We start from the raw sequence: 16,030 nt of genomic DNA, 5'->3' as shown, positions 1-16,030 counted from the left end.
TCATCCTGATAAGAGTTCTTAAAGCCTATCTGGGCAGCGTACCGTGCCGCGTTCAAGGAACCAAGGTTTGGCTCCCAACCTAGACATCCCTCACGCCCTGAGGGATGCACATGGCTCATAAAGCGCGGCGATTAACCGACTGGTTGCTTGGTGGTCCCAACTTTGAAAACTACGCACCGGCTCGCCAGCTAACGCTCCATTAACAAAGCGTGCGCTACATCAGGATCATGTTCGATCTTGCGCCGCCCCTGTCCGCCGCCCCTTTGCACCAAAGCGCCGAATACGCGGCTGCGTTGACGGCGTGGGGCGCAAATCCGCTTCGGCTGTGCTCCGGTCACTTTGCCCTGCACCGTCGCCTGCCCGGCGGGGTGCGCGCCACCATGTTGCCGCGGGTTACTCTGCCCGCACCGGATGAACTGCTGTCGTCGCTCAGGCAGGCAGGCCTGCATCGCAATCTGATCATCCTCACCCCCGACCACCCGATGCCAGATGGGTTTCGCGCGGTGCGCGTTGCCCGCACGACCCAAATAGCCGAGCTTGATCTTCGAACCGATCCCACAACGCTGCGTTCCGGACTTCACCAGAAATGGCGCAACCGCCTGAACCGCGCCGAACGTAACGGTATGACCGTGCGCATATCCCGTGGGTTGGGCCCGAAACTGGATTGGCTGCTGTCAAAAGAATCACAGCAACAGGCCCAACGCGGCTACCGCACCTGGCCGTCCAAACTGACCCAAACCTGGATCCGGGCCACCCCCGGTGCTGCGCTGCTTATGACGGCGTATGAAAACGACACCCCCGTCGCCGCGATGCTGTTCCTGCGCCACGGCACTGCCGCCACCTATCACATCGGTCACACCACCGCGCGTGGTCGTCAGCTATCGGCGCATAATCTGCTGTTGTGGGACGCCATCGTTCACCTGTCCAATTCGGAATGCGACCAGCTCGAACTTGGTCGGACCGACACCAGCCCCGGCCTTGCGCGCTTCAAGCTGGGCACCGGGGCGCAGGAAAGATCACTGGGCGGAACCTGGCTGTGGTGGCCGCCCGTCTCGCGCAGCCTTGTTCGGTCGAAAGTTTAGGCGAAAAACTGTGTACAAAACGGACAAACCCCCATGCGCGCCCGGTACAAAACGGTCAAAACTCTAGGAGTCCGCCTTTTCCTCAAGCTCCAGCCATTCCTCTTCCGAGGCGGCAAGTTTCTCCTGCCGCTGGGTCAAGGCTTCGGTCGCCTTGCGAAATTTCACCGGTTCGCGCGTGTAAAGCTCTGGGTCCGCCAATAGCTGCTCAAGCTTGCCAATCTCGGCTTCAAGCCGCTCAATCTCGGCCGGAAGCGCCTCAAGACGGTGCTTTTCCGTGAAAGACAGCTTGGGCTGAGCGGTCGCTTCCGACACCGTTGCCGACTTGATCTTTGGCTTCGAACCCTTTGATTTTTCTATCCTATCATCAACTGGCTTCTGCGCCTGATAATCGCTCCACCCACCCGCATAGACCACGGCCTGCCCGTTCCCTTCCATGGCGACCGTCGTGGTCGCAACCCGGTCCAGAAAGTCGCGATCGTGGCTCACCAGAAGAACCGTGCCGTCGAAATCGTCCAGGATCTCTTGCAACAGATCCAGCGTTTCCACATCCAGATCGTTGGTCGGTTCGTCCATCACCAGCATATTCGACGGCTGCGCCATCAGCTTGGCCAACAACAACCGCGCCTTTTCGCCCCCCGAAAGAGACCGTACTTTGGCCCGCGCCTGTCGTTCGTCGAATAGAAATTCTTTAAGGTAACCAATGACATGCCGGGGCTGATTGCGCACCATGATCTGATCGGCCTTGCCCGAAACCCGCATCGTTGGATCGCCCGTCAGACTGTCCCACAGCGTTTGTTCCAGATCCAGTTGCGCCCGCGCCTGATCGAACACCGCGATCTCAAGATTCGTGCCCAATTTGACCTGCCCGGCGTCCGGTTCTTCCTGCCCCAGCAGAATTTTCAACAGCGTGGTTTTGCCGACCCCGTTCGGACCAACAAAGGCCACCCGATCCCCACGCATCACCGTCAGCGAAAAGTTCCTGACGATCTCCTTGTCCTCGAACCGCTTGTCCACCTTGATGGCTTCGATCACCTTGCGGCCAGATTTAGGACCTGATTCCAAAGCCATACCGGCCGTTCCTTGGCGCCGGATCTGGCTGGACCGCTCGGCCCGCAGCGCCTGCAAGGCCCGTACACGGCCCTGATTGCGCTTGCGCCGTGCCGAAATTCCTTCGACCGCCCATTTGCCTTCTGACTTTATCAGCCGGTTCAGCTTGTGACGTTGCTGGTCTTCTTCTTCCCAGATCTTGTCGCGCCAGGCTTCAAAGTCTTCAAACCCCTTTTCCTGCCGCCGCACCTGCCCGCGATCGATCCACAGCGTCGCCCGCGTCAACGCCCGCAAAAACGCCCGGTCATGGCTGATCAGGACAAATCCCGCTCGCGTGGTCTGCAATTCGGATTCCAACCAGCCAATTGCCTCGATATCCAGATGGTTCGTCGGCTCGTCCAGCAACATCAATTCCGGCGCTTCGGCCATCAGCTTGGCCAAGGCCGCCCGCCGCCGCTCCCCGCCCGATGCGGTCTCGACAGCCCGCTCAGGGTCGAATTTTAGCCCCTCGCCAGCCCGTTCCACTTTGTACAATTCACCCGGCTCCAGCGCGCTTGAGGCATAATCCCCCAGCGTGGCAAAGCCACTCATGTCGGGATCTTGCTCCATGTAACCAACTGAAACACCGGGAGGAATCACGATATCACCGCGATCCGGCTCGACCAGCCCGGCCATCACCTTCATCAGTGTGGATTTACCAGACCCGTTGCGTCCGACCAGAGCGACACGGTCACCGGGTTGAACGACCAGATCCAGGTCGTCGAACACCGGATCACCACCGAATGTCAGGGAAATATTGGAAAGCTGAAGTAAAGGAATGCGCGCCATGTCAGCCTGCTAAACCGCACAGCATCCGGGGTCAACGCCCGCTCTTCTTCTCTTTCCAAATACTCAAATTCAACCGGCAACAGCCCTTAGCAGCCGTTTGCGAGCGGGCGGAATCGCGCCGATTTCAAGCCCGGTGAAGACATGCAACGTGTTCATCTGACGGTCGACCACAGCGTGGTCGCTGACCCATCCGCCCATGATCAGATAGGTGCGCAACAAAGGCGGCATCCGCAGCATTGCCTTTTTCACATCGGGTTTGCGGCGCAGACGGGCCGCGAAATTAAACACATCCGGCGCCTTGACGCGTGGAAGCCAGCGTTTCGGAGCCAGATGCCGATGCTTCAACATCGCAAAAGCATCCAGATAGTCTTCGGTTTCAGTCCCGGCGAACGACGAGCAGCCAAACAGCATTTCAACATTGTTTTCATCGACATAGGTCGTCATTGCCCCCCACGCCACACGCAGGATATCCGGATCAACCCAGTCCGGATGCACGCAAAACCGGCCCATCTCGACCATGCGGCCTTCAAACCCCCGCAAACCGTTCAGGCCATAAAACTGCGCCGAATAGCTTTTATTCAGTTCGCTCCCACCGTTCAGTGAGAGCATCCGGAATGTGCAAACCAGATCGCCCGAGCGCAGGTCATCAATCAGGACATGCGTGCAGATGTCGTCAAACTCATCACGGTCTTGCGTGATGGTGCCAAAAGCGCGGGTCCGCAACGCTTGCGCCTGCATAACATCTTCGGCGGTTTCAGCAACACGGGCAGAATATCTGCCCTTGGTCAAAAGCGGCATCGGACGGCCCTCCGCAAACTCGCTGTTTTAATCTGGTTCCGCGCGACCAAGCATACAAGATGTGAGATGAGCGTGAAGCGTTTGGCAAAACAGCACGCGCTCCGCACAAGACAGGGATAGACTGCCCATATTATGCAACAGTTTCAGTAATTTACTCGCCCAGGGCGTCGCCTGGATTGAAGTTGCCAAGGTTGCCCATCAACTGGCGAAGAAACGTATTGCTTTCGACGCTTGAACTGGTCACCCGGCGCGACAGCGGCACCACACGCCCGTCTTCAAGACCAAATCTTTCGATGTTCTGCACCACGCCAGACTGATTGAAACTGATGGCCACAAGCTCGCGAGACACCACTTTGGGCGCCGTCGCACCATAGTGGCGCATGCGCGTCGAGACATAGTAAAAGCCGCTGTCTCGCAGAACGCCAGCCGAGCCCGGGGTGCCAACCGCCTCGGTCACCGAATCGCGCGTGTCCACGCCGACTTGAATTTCGGCGAGGTCTTCGTCATTTGGGACATAACCATGATTGCGATAGAGTGCGACACAAGCCGACAAAGACACCGCAGCCATCCCGATCAGCCCAATGCGCAATGCCGGTTTTAATTTGTTAATGGTGCTCAACATGCCTGCCCTCTTGCCTTGGCTTACTGCGGCTTTTATCCCGGATACGAGAAAAGAGCAGCCGGTTCAAGAAACGAAAGTCCAGCAATGACCAAGTCCACCGCGCTGCGGGTCGCAGACCTGCAGCAGAATACACCCACCCCGTTCGCTTTGGTACCAGATGCCAACGCGCGCGCCGCTCTGGCACAAGAGCTTGGTATATCAGGACTCCGCAAATTGCGTTTCGAGGGAACGATCAAAGCCTTCGGCAAACGTGACTGGGCGCTTGAGGGCAAACTGGGCGCGACTGTGGTTCAACCCTGTGTCGCGACACTGGATCCTGTGACCACGCGTATAGACGTGCCGGTCACGCGGGTATTTGTCGCCAACATGACAACCCCGGAAGACGCCGAGATTGAAATGCCCGAAGATGACGCGGCCGAGCCGTTGGGCTCTCATATCGATCCGGCAGTGGTTATGGCCGAAGCCTTGGCTTTGGCCTTGCCGCTGTATCCCCGCAAGGAAGACGCCACCATTGATCGTGCATCATATACCGAACCCGGGGTCAAACCGATGACCGATGAAGATGCCCGCCCCTTTGCAGGCCTTGCCGGATTGCGCGATGCGCTGAAGAAAGATAGTTAAACCTGAACACCAATCACAGCGCTTGTGCGCTGTGAAAAACCGCTTGCGCCGCCCCCGTTTTGCAGTATTTTCGCGCGCTCACCGGATTTAAGGTTGGACATCGCGCGGGCTGCGGCCTAAACGCACGTCACACCGTTTGAAACGGAATCGAAACACGGCCGTCGGGATCGTCCCGGGCCCCGAACAGACAAAGGTTGAGACATGGCTGTCCAACAGAACAAAGTTTCCAAGTCGCGTCGCAACAACCGTCGTGCACACGATGCCCTGGTCGCTGCCAACCCGAACGAATGCACGAACTGTGGCGAACTGAAGCGTCCGCACCACGTTTGCCCGTCTTGCGGCCACTATGCAGACAAAGAGATCGTCGCGCTGACCGACGATATCGATCTGGACGAAGACGCGGCATAAGCAACGCCGACACACCCTGTATGATGGCTTCACCGGAACAGACCAGCGCCCGACAGGGGCGCATTGTCATCTCGGTGGATGCCATGGGTGGTGATGCCGGCCCCGCTGTTGTGGTGGCCGGACTTTCCAAATCTGCAAATAAGAACCCGGACATCGGGTTCATTCTGCATGGCCCGGAACAAGAGCTGCGCGCGCTGGTTGCCCGACGCCGCGATCTGTCCGGTCGTGTGGAATTTCGCGATGTCCACGACGTCGTGACGATGCAGGACAAGCCTTCGCATGTCATGCGGCACGGCAAGGGCACCTCGATGTGGTCGACGCTTGAGGCCGTGCGCAATGGCGAGGCTGACGGAGCCGTGTCCTGTGGCAACACCGGCGCGTTGATGGCGTTGTCGATGCTGCGTCTGCGCAAGCTTCCCGGTGTCAACCGCCCTGCCATTGCAGTGCTTTGGCCATCGCGCAACGTTCAGGGGTTCAACGTGATGCTGGATGTTGGCGCCGATGTGCGCGCCGATGCGGGCGACCTGCTGCAATATGCGTTGATGGGCGCCTCTTATGCCCGCAACGGCATGGATCTGAAACGCCCGCGCATTGGTCTGTTGAACGTCGGCACCGAAGAACACAAAGGCCGGACCGAGCTTAAAGAAGCACATGCGCTGATCTCAAGCATCGCCGACAATGCCAATTTCGATTTTGTCGGCTTCGTTGAAGGCAGCGATATTCCCGGTGATGTGGCTGACGTGATCGTCACGGATGGGTTTACCGGGAATGTCGCCATCAAGACTGGCGAAGGCACAGCCAGCCTGATCGGTGATCTGCTGCGCGAAGCGTTCAAGTTCTCGCCCTTGTCGCGGCTTGCCTCTCTTCTGGCGCTAACCTCGCTCAACCGCCTCAAGAAACGCATCGACCCGCGCCGCGTGAATGGCGGCGTGTTTCTTGGGTTGAACGGAACCGTTATCAAATCGCATGGCGGCGCAGATGCAATTGGCGTGTCGGCTGCAATCAAGCTTGCCTTTCATCTGGCCGAGACAGGTTTCGCTGAAAAGCTGGCGGCACGGGTTGCAACCAGTGCCGAGCTTACTAAAGATGGCCAGCACCCGCAGGACTCGCCTGCAGAAAATGACTCCAAGAAGGGCAGACCTCAGACATGACCAAACGCGCAGTCGTCGTCGGTGTCGGCCACTACCTACCTGAACGTGTGGTTCCCAACTCGGAATTCGAACAGACGCTGGACACAAGCGACGACTGGATCAAATCCCGGTCCGGAATCGAACGGCGCCATTTTGCAGCCGAGGGCGAAAACACGTCCGACCTTGCCACACACGCCGCAACGGCGGCACTGGCCGATGCAGGGCTTGTTGCCGATGATATCGACGCCATCATTCTGGCGACGTCCACGGCCGATCTGACCTTTCCGTCAGCCGCGACCATGGTGCAGGCCCGGTTGGGGATGACCCGCGGTTTTGCTTTTGATGTTCAGGCAGTATGCGCCGGATTCGTTTACGCGCTGAGCAATGCCAACGCCCTGATTCTGTCGGGACAGGCAAAACGCGTCCTTGTGATCGGGGCGGAAACGTTTTCACGCATCATGGACTGGACCGACAGATCGACCTGTGTGTTGTTCGGTGACGGGGCTGGCGCATTGGTTCTGGAAGCCAATGAAATTGGCGAAAACGATGCGGATCGTGGCATTCTTGCCGTCGATCTGAACTCGGACGGACGGTATCAGGATCTGCTCTATGTCGATGGCGGGGTCTCGACCCAAACCACCGGCTTTCTGCGTATGCAGGGCAATCAGGTATTCCGCCACGCCGTCGAGAAACTGGCCAAAACTGCGGAAACTGCCCTGGAATCTGCAGGTTTCGGCCCATCAGACGTCGACTGGATCGTACCGCATCAGGCAAATATCCGCATCATTCAGGGGACAGCAAAGAAAATGGGCCTGTCCATGGAAAAAGTCGTGGTCACTGTTCAGGACCACGGCAACACTTCTGCTGCATCGATTCCCCTGGCCCTGTCCGTCGGAAAAGCGCGTGGGCAGATCAAATCGGGCGATCTGATCGTAACCGAAGCGATTGGCGGCGGGTTAGCGTGGGGAGCGGTCGTAATACGCTGGTAACACCCGGCATCAAGCGGCTTAACCAACCCATTGCAATACAATAACATTGACAGCAAAAAACAACGCACCGTATTCTTCACTCGATAAAACGGGGAATGGTATGGGCGGAAAAACTTTGACTCGCATGGATCTCAGCGAAGCTGTGTTCCGCGAGGTGGGTCTGTCGCGCAATGAAAGCGCGCAACTGGTCGAGAGTGTTCTTGAGCATATGTCCGACGCGCTTGTGCGCGGCGAGCAGGTCAAGATCTCGTCCTTCGGTACATTTAGCGTGCGCGAGAAATCGGCACGCGTTGGCCGCAACCCCAAGACAGGGGAAGAGGTTCCGATTCAGCCGCGCCGCGTGCTGACTTTCCGGCCATCGCACCTGATGAAAGACCGCGTGGCCGCCGGTAACAAATCCAGTAGCTGAATAGGAACACGGCATGAGCAAATCACCCGACGCCTTTCGCACCATAAGTGAAGTTGCGGAATGGCTGGGGATTCAAACTCATGTCTTGCGGTTCTGGGAAAGTAAATTCACGCAGGTGAAGCCGGTGAAACGCGCTGGCGGGCGGCGATACTATCGCCCGGCAGACATGCTGCTTCTTGGCGGGATCAAGAAGCTTCTGCACGACGATGGGATCACCATCAAGGGCGTGCAAAAAGTCCTGCGGGAAAAGGGCGTCGGGCACGTATCCGAATTGTCCCAATCCATTGACGACCCCAGCCCCGAACCCGTGTTTGATGTCGATCCGGTACCGATCGAGGACGACTCAGCAACGATTGCTCCGTTTTCGCCCACACGCAGTACGACACCGTCCGAAACCGAAGAGGTCGATGACGACGTGCAGATCTCGATGGACCTCGGGCAAGCAGCCGAACCCGTTGACGATACTGTTGTCGAAACGGTTGCGGCAGAACCAACCGGTGACCCGGTAGCAGAGCCCCTGCCCGATGCTGTGGCTGACGCGACCTCAGCGCCGCAACCAATCATCGTCGACATTGCCGACCCTCCTGCGGCTGACACACTTGCAGCAACGCCGGGCATCCTGAGCGTTCTCCCAAACCTGCGGGATTTGACGGGCGCAGAACATGCCAAGATCGCAACTTTGGCGCAGGCCCTGAGGGATTGGCGCGACCGCGCCACAAACCTGCGCAACGGCTAGAAAAATCGATGCTTTTCCCTTGCCTCCAGCGGCAAAAGCAGTATGAACAGCCCATCGTCGGGCTATGGCGCAGCCTGGTAGCGCGTCCGTCTGGGGGACGGAAGGTCGCAGGTTCGAGTCCTGCTAGCCCGACCAAAAAATCACCGACGATACGGAAATGCCCCCTGCTGCCCGTGCAAACAAGGGAAGCAGCATGACAGGCGTTTGCCCCAATCAGCAAATCGAATCGATGATCGCCGAGGGCGCGATTTCGGCGCAAACGCCGATTTTGCCCGCGCAGGTGCAACCCGCAAGTCTGGATTTGCGACTGGGCCATGTGGCCTATCGCGTGCGCGCCTCTTTTCTGGCCGGTCAGGGGCGAACAGTTACTGAGCGTCTGGCCGAATTCGAAATGCACCGAATCGATCTGAGTAACGGGGCCGTTCTGGAAAAAGGGTGCGTGTATGTCGTGCCTTTGCAGGAATCTCTGGCCCTGCCGGATGATATGACAGCGGTCGCAAATGCCAAAAGCTCGACCGGGCGGCTTGATCTTCTGACCCGTACGATCACCGATAGCGGCACCGAATTTGACCGTATTTCAGCAGGTTACACCGGACCACTTTATGCAGAAATCTGTCCGCGCAGCTTTTCGGTGCTAGCCCGCCCAGGCATGCGCCTGAACCAGATCCGGTTCCGGCAGGGACAAGCGGTGCTCGATGACGCCACTCTCAGAGCGCTGCACGCCGAGGCCCGTCTGGTCGATGGCACGGCGCTTATTCAGGACGGATTGGGGTTTTCGGTCGATCTGCGCCCGGAAGGGACCGATCTGGTTGGGTTTCGCGCCAAGCCGCACACCGGCGTGATCGATCTTGACCGCATCGGGGCCTATGATCCTTCCGAATACTGGGAAGAAATCCGCACAACAGATGGCCGCATCATTCTGGACCCCGGCGCCTTCTATATTCTGGTCAGCCGCGAAGCTGTTCACATCCCGCCAGAATACGCCGCCGAAATGGCCCCTTACCTGGCCATGGTGGGTGAATTCCGGGTGCATTACGCAGGGTTTTTCGACCCCGGTTTTGGCCATGCCGCTGCAGGCGGCGCAGGTTCGCGTGGCGTGCTGGAAGTGCGCTGTCACGAGGCCCCGTTTGTTCTGGAACATGGGCAGGTCGTTGGGCGGTTGGTGTATGAACGCATGGCCGAAGTGCCAACCCAGCTGTACGGGGCTGGCATTGCGTCGAACTATCAGGGTCAGGGTCTGAAGCTTTCAAAGCATTTCCGCGCACCATAGCGCGGCGGTCGATCCCTTCACGGCGGAATTTGTTGAAAACACAGAAGTTAACACCTAGCCTGAGCCGGTTAACGCCTCCAAGGGAGACCAAGATGTTATTTCGCACAATTGTCTTTGCAGGACTGATCGCAGCGGCTGGCTGCACATCCGAGGTTCAACCCAGAATCCAGATCGGTCAGTCGACGCCAGAAGGCCTGGCACTGGCTCAGAACTATTGCTCGGAAGCTCAGTTTGAAAGCATTGACCCGGCGAACCCACCGGATGAATGGTACCTTTGCTAACCCCGCCATCACGTCAGTCAGCATGAGAAAGTTCCGCCTAAATAGGTGGTCGTTCTCTGCAAAAACCTAAAAACGCCCCATGCGGCGCATCATGCGGGTCGCCTGACGCGCAGTTTTCTGCGTGTTTCCCGATTTCTGGCGTTGCTCGCGCTCTTGCATCCGGGCCTTACGAGCGGCCCGGCGTTGCTGACGCTCTTCCTGCGTCAATTCCTGCTTTTGCTCACCGTCCCACGGACCGTCTTGTGATACGCGGGCCTGTTGTTGCTGTTGCTGTGGCTTGTCATCACGCGACATGTATTTCATGCCCTCGTTGATGCCTTTGCTCATCGCTTTACGCATGAACATTCGCCCAAACATCATTATGATCCGTTCAAATCCCATGCCAAAGCCTCTCTGCTAGACAGTAGTAATGTAGCACTTAATTGTGCATTTTTCAGGGCCTTATCCAGTTAGTCTTCAAAAAGCTCGGACTGGCCATCCAATCCTTCGCTTTCAGCTTCGTCGTCCTCACCGCTTCCACCAAGCGACAACGCCCCCGGCGGTGCGCGATTTTCCAAAAGGCCAGCGGCGCGCAGTTCTTTTAGCCCCGGCAGATCACGCGCGCTTTCAAGGCCGAAGTGATCCAGAAAAATAGGCGTGACCACAAACGTCACCGGGCGGCCCGGCGTCATCTTGCGCCGCCCCAGCCGGATCCATTCAAGCTCCAGCAACTGATCGATGGTCCCGCGAGACACGGATACCCCGCGAATTTCTTCGATCTCGGCCCGGGTACAGGGTTGGTGATAGGCCACAATGGCCAGTGTTTCGATCGCCGCGCGCGACAGTTTGCGGGTCTCGACGGTTTCCTTTTGCATCAGAAACCCCAGATCCGGAGAGGTGCGCATGGCCCATCCGTCACCAACCCGCACGACGTGCACCCCGCGCCCTTCATATCGTTTGCGCAGATGCGCCAGGGCTTCGGCGGCATCACAGCCATGCGGCATCCGCACTTCAAGCTCGCGCACAGTGACGGGTTCCGAACTGGCGAACAGCATGGCTTCGATCATGCGCTCCTGCTCGGCCATCGGAGGGGCTGCGAACAGGCTGTCAGTATCCTCATGCGAGGTCTCATCGTTCACGTCCGGGGTTCCTTCTTGCGCAGCTGGATTGGGGCGAACTGTTCTGACTGGCGGATCTCAAGCTGGCCTTCCTTGACTAGCTCCAGAGACGCCGCAAATGTTGCCGCCGTGGCAGACCGACGCTTGGCCGGATCCGCGCCCCAGCCCTGTGGCAGATAGCTTTCCATCGCCGTCCAACTGCCCGCAAACCCGATCAGCGGGCGCATCCGCTCCAAAGCCTGCTCCATGGTGAACACCGAATCCCGATCCATCACGAAGGGGCGAAACTCATCCCGTGTCCGGATCCGCGCATAGCCCTGCATCAGATCCAGCAGCGTCGCCGAATAGGTCACGGTGCGGATGCGGGTCACATCCTCGGACTGGCCCCGGGCAAAGAAATCACGCCCCAGCCGATCACGCGCCCACAATCGGGCTGACGCATCGCGCATTGCCTGCAAGCGCTCAAGCTGAAATGCAAGATGCGCGGCCAGTTCCTCGCCCGATGGCCCCTCTTCGGACGGATCCGGCGGCAGCAGAAGCCGCGATTTCAGAAACGCCAGCCAGGCAGCCATCACCAGATAATCGGCGGCCAGTTCGATGCGTAGCGCCTTGGCCTTTTCCACGAAAGCCAGATACTGTTTGGCCAGCTCCAGAACCGAGATTTTGCGGAGATCCACCTTTTGGGTCCGCGACAGGGTCAGCAGGATATCCAACGGCCCTTCGAACCCGTCCACATCAACGATCAGCGACTCGGCGGCCAGCCGTTCGCGCACGGACATTTCGTCTTCCTGGAAAAGGTTATCCTGCATACACCGTTCCGCCCATCAGGCGGAAAAGGTCGGCTTCAGCGGCGTCGATGTCAAGCTCTGCAGGGGCGTGCCGGGCGGCAAGAGCCCGCTCAGCACGGGTCTGGGCCGCATCCGACATCTTGCCAGCGGTCTCAGCGACGCGGGCCCGGTCAGCGAAATCGGCATTGCACAACAGGATCACGTCACATCCGGCAGACAAAGCACGGGTCGTCAGATCGCTCAGGGATCCGGCCAACGCTTTCATCGACAAATCGTCTGTCATGATCAGCCCGTCGAATCCGATCTGTTCGCGGATCAGCGACATCATCACCGGCGAGATCGTGGCCGGGGCCGGATCGATGGCGTCGTAAACCAGATGCGCCGTCATCCCCATCGGAAGATCGTTCAACGCGCGGAAAGCCTCAAAATCGGTGTCGTCCAAATCTTCCATGGGCGCGGTTACGTGGGGCAGATCATAGTGGCTGTCCTGCGTCGCGCGGCCATGTCCGGGGACATGCTTCAGAACCGGCAGCACACCGCCGTCCAGCATACCATTGGCCACGGCGCGGCCCAAATCGGCAACCGTTTCGGCGTCCGCCCCATAACAGCGGTTCTTCAGGAACGGATGCGTTTCGGGCGCCGCCAGATCGACCATCGGCGCGCAATTGCTGTCGATACCAAGTTCACGCAGTTCATGCGCGATCAGGCGATATCGCAAATACATGGCACGCGCGGCATTTTCCCCAGCCACTGTCACATGATCCAGCGGCGGCAGCCATTCGCGCGCCAGCGGAGCACGCAAACGCTGAACACGCCCACCTTCCTGATCGATGGTGATCGGGCAGTCCCGGCCCACCGCCTCTCGGAAATCGCTGCACAGCGCGCGGACCTGATCGGCGGTGTCGATATTTCGCGCGAACAGGATAAACCCGAACGGGTCCGCATCGCGAAACAGCGCTTTTTCGTCTGCTGTCAGGCGCAGACCCTCGGCATCAAGGATCGTTGCTCCGAAGCTCACCGGGTTGTCACCGGGATACAGTCAGCGCTTTCCGCGACAAGCGCAGAACAAAAGCGCCGTGCATCGCTGAGGTCGTCAAATCCCATGGCGCGCAGGCGATAGAAGGTGCGGCCACCGCTTGACGCCTTCTGAACCACGCGCTGTTTGCCCTGCATGTAATCTTCGAACCGAGCATAAATCCGGTCCCATTCTTCTTTGGCGACCTCGGCGCTGTCGTAAGCCCCAAGCTGGGCCAGGCGCGTTCCGACCGGCAAGCTGTCGGGGTCGACATCCAGGCTGGCCGATGTGTCAACTGCATTGGACAGGGCCTCGGCCATGGCATCGTTGTTGGTTGACGCGATGACCAGCGTGGCCGGGCGTGCCAAAGGACGCAGCGACCGGGCAAGACCGGGACCAACATATAGCGCAGGTGCCGCTTCCGCGACGGCCTGGGATTCATCAATCAGGGTTTCGGGCTGCCCACTATCGGCCACGTCCTCAAGCGCAAGCTCTTCGGTTTCGCTGAGCGGTGTCACACCTTGGGTCAGTTGATCGACAAGTGCTGCCACGGATCCGTTCTGAAACGCTGCAAGCGCGTCTTCGCTGCCGACAGGCACGGTTTCGTCCACAGCCTCGTTCGGCGCGGTTGCTTGCGTATGGGCCGGAACTGCCGGACCCGGCAGCGCATCTTGTACCGGACCATCGGTTTCGGCCAGATCAACCGGACGCGGCGCAAGCACCAATCGGTCAGCAGTCGCCGCCGCTGTGCCTTGGGCTGCAACCGCGTTGACGGCCAGCCCCTGATGATCGGCCTGACGCCCGCCCGGATTTTCAGGTTGCACGCGCATCGGCCCTTCGGCGGCGCGCACAACCGGCACACCACTGACGTCCCGAACCATCAACTTATAGCTCCAGACACCAACACCCGCGACCAGTGCGATCGACGCCACTGCCCCTGCGATGCTTACAAATTTGCTGACCGACCCGCTTTTCTGAGTCGCCTGTGGCCCTGACTGAGGGATTTCATCCTCATACAAGCCTTCTTCATACACGTATTCCGTGTACCCAATATCCGCCATGTCCGCCTCACTGCCCGATTACGCGGCGTTTGCCGTCGCTCGGATCCATTGCCTCTGCCTCGGACCGGCCAAATCTGTGTGCGGTTTTGTTACCGCATCTCCTGTGCCGGTGTGACTCCAAGAATACCAAGGCCAGCGGAAATCACAACGGAAACGGCACGCGCAAGCGCGATTTTCGACTGGCTTGTTGCCGGATCGCCCTCCTGAATGAACTTCAAAGCGGGCACATCGCTGCCTTTGTTCCACAAAGCGTGCAAATCGCCGGCCAATTCGTACAGATAGAAAGCCACCCGGTGCGGTTCATTGGTGCGCGCGGCGGTTTCGACAAGCCTTGGCCATTCGGCCAGTTTCTTGGCCACGGCCAGTTCGCTTTCGTGCCCCATGCCAGACAGGTCGGCCGCGTTCAGCGTTGCGTCATCGACAGCGATACCCGCCTCGGTTGCGCGGCGCAGCACGCTCATGACACGGGCATGGGCGTATTGCACATAATAGACCGGATTGTCCTTGGATTGCTCCAGCGCCTTGTCCAGATCGAAATCAAACCCCTGATCGTTCTTGCGCGTCAGCAGCATGAACCGGGTCACATCCGGCCCAACGGCATCAATCACGTCGCGCAGGGTCACAAAGGTCCCTGCCCGCTTGGACATCTTGAATTCCTTGCCGTCCTTGAACAGTTTGACCAACTGGCACAGCTTGATATCCAGCGGAACACGACCATCCGACAACGCCGACACAGCCGCTTTCATGCGTTTGACATACCCGCCGTGGTCCGCGCCAAACACGTCGATCAGCGCGTCAAAGCCGCGTTCAACCTTGTCATAGTGGTACGCGATATCGGGCGCAAAATACGTCCAGCTGCCATCCGATTTCTTGACCGGGCGATCAACATCATCCCCGTGATCGGTTGACTTGAACAACGTCTGTATACGCGGCTCCCAGTCTTCGGGCTTTTTACCTTTTGGAGGCTCAAGCACACCTTCATAGATCAGGCCCTTGCTGGACAGGCTGTCCAGCGCCGCTTCGATCAACCCGGTGCCGTAAAGCGATTTTTCCGAAAAGAAGACGTCCATTTTGACGCCAAGTGCTGCAAGATCTTCGCGGATCAGGTCCATCATCCGTTCGGTGGCAAAGTCGCGAACGTCGACCAGCCAGACATCTTCGGGCTGCCCGACATAGGCGTCACCGACCTTGTCCTTCAATGCGGCGCCAACCGGCACAAGGTAATCCCCGGGATAGGTTCCATCGGGGAATTCCACCGCCTGACCATGCGCTTCGAGATACCGCAGGTACACCGATCGGGCCAGCGTATCGACCTGCGATCCGCCATCATTGATATAGTACTCGCGGGTCACATCATATCCGGCAAACGCCAGCAGGCTGGCCAGCGAATCTCCGAACACCGCGCCCCGCGTGTGGCCGACATGCAGCGGACCCGTCGGGTTGGCACTGACAAATTCCACATTGACCTTCTGGCCCTGCCCCATTTGTGAGCGCCCAAACGCGTCGCCTTGGTTTAGCACGGTTTCGACAACACCCTGCCAGACACCATTCGCCAGCCGCAGGTTAAGAAAGCCCGGTCCGGCGACCTCGGCTTTGGCCACCCGGTCATCCGCCATAAGTCGGGGTGCCAGAGCATCAGCAATATCACGCGGCTTCATCTTGGCCGGTTTCGCCAGCACCATGGCCGCATTGGTCGCCATATCGCCATGCGCAGCATCGCGCGGCGGCTCGACGGCGACATTGTCAAAGCTCAGCCCCTCGGGCAGCAGACCCTCGGCGGTCATTGCGTTGAGATTATCGATAACGAGCGCGCGAATATCGGCGAAGAGGTTCATGTCGGATGTCCTT

Annotated in this window: 18 protein-coding genes and 1 tRNA gene; 10 read left to right on the top strand and 9 right to left on the bottom strand. The window is 58.9% G+C overall.

What is annotated here, in order from left to right:
• Positions 1 to 227 precede the first annotated feature (227 nt).
• Positions 228 to 1,082, top strand: coding sequence for a GNAT family N-acetyltransferase (locus tag FOY56_RS07530; RefSeq protein ID WP_146345229.1), 855 nt, complete (start codon positions 228 to 230; stop codon positions 1,080 to 1,082).
• A 63-nt stretch (positions 1,083 to 1,145) separates the two neighbouring features.
• Here the strand turns inward: FOY56_RS07530 and FOY56_RS07525 are convergent, their stop codons facing one another.
• The 3 genes from FOY56_RS07525 to FOY56_RS07515 all read right to left on the bottom strand — a co-directional run bounded on the left by FOY56_RS07525 (position 1,146) and on the right by FOY56_RS07515 (position 4,377).
• Positions 1,146 to 2,957, bottom strand: a complete 1,812-nt coding sequence (locus FOY56_RS07525) for an ABC-F family ATP-binding cassette domain-containing protein (RefSeq protein ID WP_146345228.1) — start codon at positions 2,955 to 2,957, stop codon at positions 1,146 to 1,148.
• A gap of 69 nt (positions 2,958 to 3,026) precedes the next feature.
• Positions 3,027 to 3,755, bottom strand: coding sequence for a GNAT family N-acetyltransferase (locus tag FOY56_RS07520; RefSeq protein WP_146345227.1), 729 nt, complete (start codon positions 3,753 to 3,755; stop codon positions 3,027 to 3,029).
• 151 nt (positions 3,756 to 3,906) lie between these two features.
• Positions 3,907 to 4,377, bottom strand: a complete 471-nt coding sequence (locus tag FOY56_RS07515) for an outer membrane protein assembly factor BamE (RefSeq protein WP_146345226.1) — start codon at positions 4,375 to 4,377, stop codon at positions 3,907 to 3,909.
• Between the two features lie 84 nt (positions 4,378 to 4,461).
• On the opposite strand from FOY56_RS07515, the gene FOY56_RS07510 reads away from it, so the two are divergent.
• The 9 genes from FOY56_RS07510 (at position 4,462) to FOY56_RS07470 (ending at position 10,221) form a co-directional block, all read left to right on the top strand.
• A complete protein-coding gene (locus tag FOY56_RS07510) occupies positions 4,462 to 4,998 on the top strand; it encodes a YceD family protein (protein ID WP_146345225.1) in 537 nt (178 codons plus the stop codon).
• Between the two features lie 201 nt (positions 4,999 to 5,199).
• A complete protein-coding gene (gene rpmF / locus FOY56_RS07505) occupies positions 5,200 to 5,406 on the top strand; it encodes a 50S ribosomal protein L32 (RefSeq protein ID WP_146345224.1) in 207 nt (68 codons plus the stop codon).
• A gap of 20 nt (positions 5,407 to 5,426) precedes the next feature.
• Entirely contained in the window at positions 5,427 to 6,557 is a 1,131-nt protein-coding gene (gene plsX / locus FOY56_RS07500) for a phosphate acyltransferase PlsX (RefSeq protein WP_146345223.1), read from the top strand.
• Positions 6,554 to 7,525 carry a beta-ketoacyl-ACP synthase III gene (locus FOY56_RS07495; RefSeq protein ID WP_146345222.1) on the top strand — a complete coding sequence of 324 codons (972 nt, stop codon included), beginning with the start codon at positions 6,554 to 6,556 and terminating at the stop codon, positions 7,523 to 7,525. Before plsX ends, FOY56_RS07495 begins: the two co-directional genes overlap by 4 nt.
• Positions 7,526 to 7,625: 100 nt before the next feature.
• Positions 7,626 to 7,934, top strand: coding sequence for an integration host factor subunit alpha (gene ihfA, locus FOY56_RS07490; RefSeq protein ID WP_146345221.1), 309 nt, complete (start codon positions 7,626 to 7,628; stop codon positions 7,932 to 7,934).
• A 13-nt stretch (positions 7,935 to 7,947) separates the two neighbouring features.
• Positions 7,948 to 8,670, top strand: a complete 723-nt coding sequence (locus tag FOY56_RS07485; protein ID WP_146345220.1) for a MerR family transcriptional regulator — start codon at positions 7,948 to 7,950, stop codon at positions 8,668 to 8,670.
• 58 nt (positions 8,671 to 8,728) lie between these two features.
• Positions 8,729 to 8,805 (top strand) — tRNA-Pro (locus FOY56_RS07480).
• A 58-nt stretch (positions 8,806 to 8,863) separates the two neighbouring features.
• Positions 8,864 to 9,940 (top strand): 2'-deoxycytidine 5'-triphosphate deaminase, encoded by a 1,077-nt coding sequence (locus FOY56_RS07475; protein WP_146345219.1) that lies wholly within the window; start codon positions 8,864 to 8,866, stop codon positions 9,938 to 9,940.
• A 92-nt stretch (positions 9,941 to 10,032) separates the two neighbouring features.
• Positions 10,033 to 10,221, top strand: a complete 189-nt coding sequence (locus FOY56_RS07470; protein ID WP_146345218.1) for a hypothetical protein — start codon at positions 10,033 to 10,035, stop codon at positions 10,219 to 10,221.
• Between the two features lie 66 nt (positions 10,222 to 10,287).
• Here FOY56_RS07470 and FOY56_RS07465 read toward each other — a convergent pair whose 3' ends face one another.
• The 6 genes from FOY56_RS07465 to argS form a co-directional block, all read right to left on the bottom strand.
• Positions 10,288 to 10,560: a hypothetical protein gene (locus FOY56_RS07465; RefSeq protein WP_146345217.1), complete on the bottom strand. Its 273-nt coding sequence runs from the start codon at positions 10,558 to 10,560 to the stop codon at positions 10,288 to 10,290.
• Positions 10,561 to 10,670: 110 nt separating this feature from the next.
• Positions 10,671 to 11,285 (bottom strand): SMC-Scp complex subunit ScpB, encoded by a 615-nt coding sequence (gene scpB / locus FOY56_RS07460; RefSeq protein WP_146345662.1) that lies wholly within the window; start codon positions 11,283 to 11,285, stop codon positions 10,671 to 10,673.
• A gap of 50 nt (positions 11,286 to 11,335) precedes the next feature.
• Positions 11,336 to 12,127 carry a segregation and condensation protein A gene (locus FOY56_RS07455; protein WP_146345216.1) on the bottom strand — a complete coding sequence of 264 codons (792 nt, stop codon included), beginning with the start codon at positions 12,125 to 12,127 and terminating at the stop codon, positions 11,336 to 11,338.
• Positions 12,117 to 13,124 (bottom strand): beta-N-acetylhexosaminidase, encoded by a 1,008-nt coding sequence (gene nagZ / locus FOY56_RS07450; RefSeq protein WP_146345215.1) that lies wholly within the window; start codon positions 13,122 to 13,124, stop codon positions 12,117 to 12,119. Before nagZ ends, FOY56_RS07455 begins: the two co-directional genes overlap by 11 nt.
• A complete protein-coding gene (locus tag FOY56_RS07445; RefSeq protein WP_146345214.1) occupies positions 13,121 to 14,182 on the bottom strand; it encodes an SPOR domain-containing protein in 1,062 nt (353 codons plus the stop codon). The genes nagZ and FOY56_RS07445 overlap by 4 nt, the downstream gene beginning before the upstream one ends.
• Positions 14,183 to 14,271: 89 nt before the next feature.
• The gene (argS, locus tag FOY56_RS07440) at positions 14,272 to 16,017 is read right to left on the bottom strand and encodes an arginine--tRNA ligase (protein ID WP_146345213.1); all 1,746 of its coding nucleotides are present in this window, start codon (positions 16,015 to 16,017) and stop codon (positions 14,272 to 14,274) included.
• Between the last annotated feature and the right edge of the window lie 13 nt (positions 16,018 to 16,030).

Origin of the sequence: Falsiphaeobacter marinintestinus (genome assembly GCF_007923355.1) — a bacterium.
Lineage (GTDB): Bacteria > Pseudomonadota > Alphaproteobacteria > Rhodobacterales > Rhodobacteraceae > Phaeobacter_A > Phaeobacter_A marinintestinus.
This window is presented reverse-complemented; position numbering and strand designations above follow the sequence as displayed.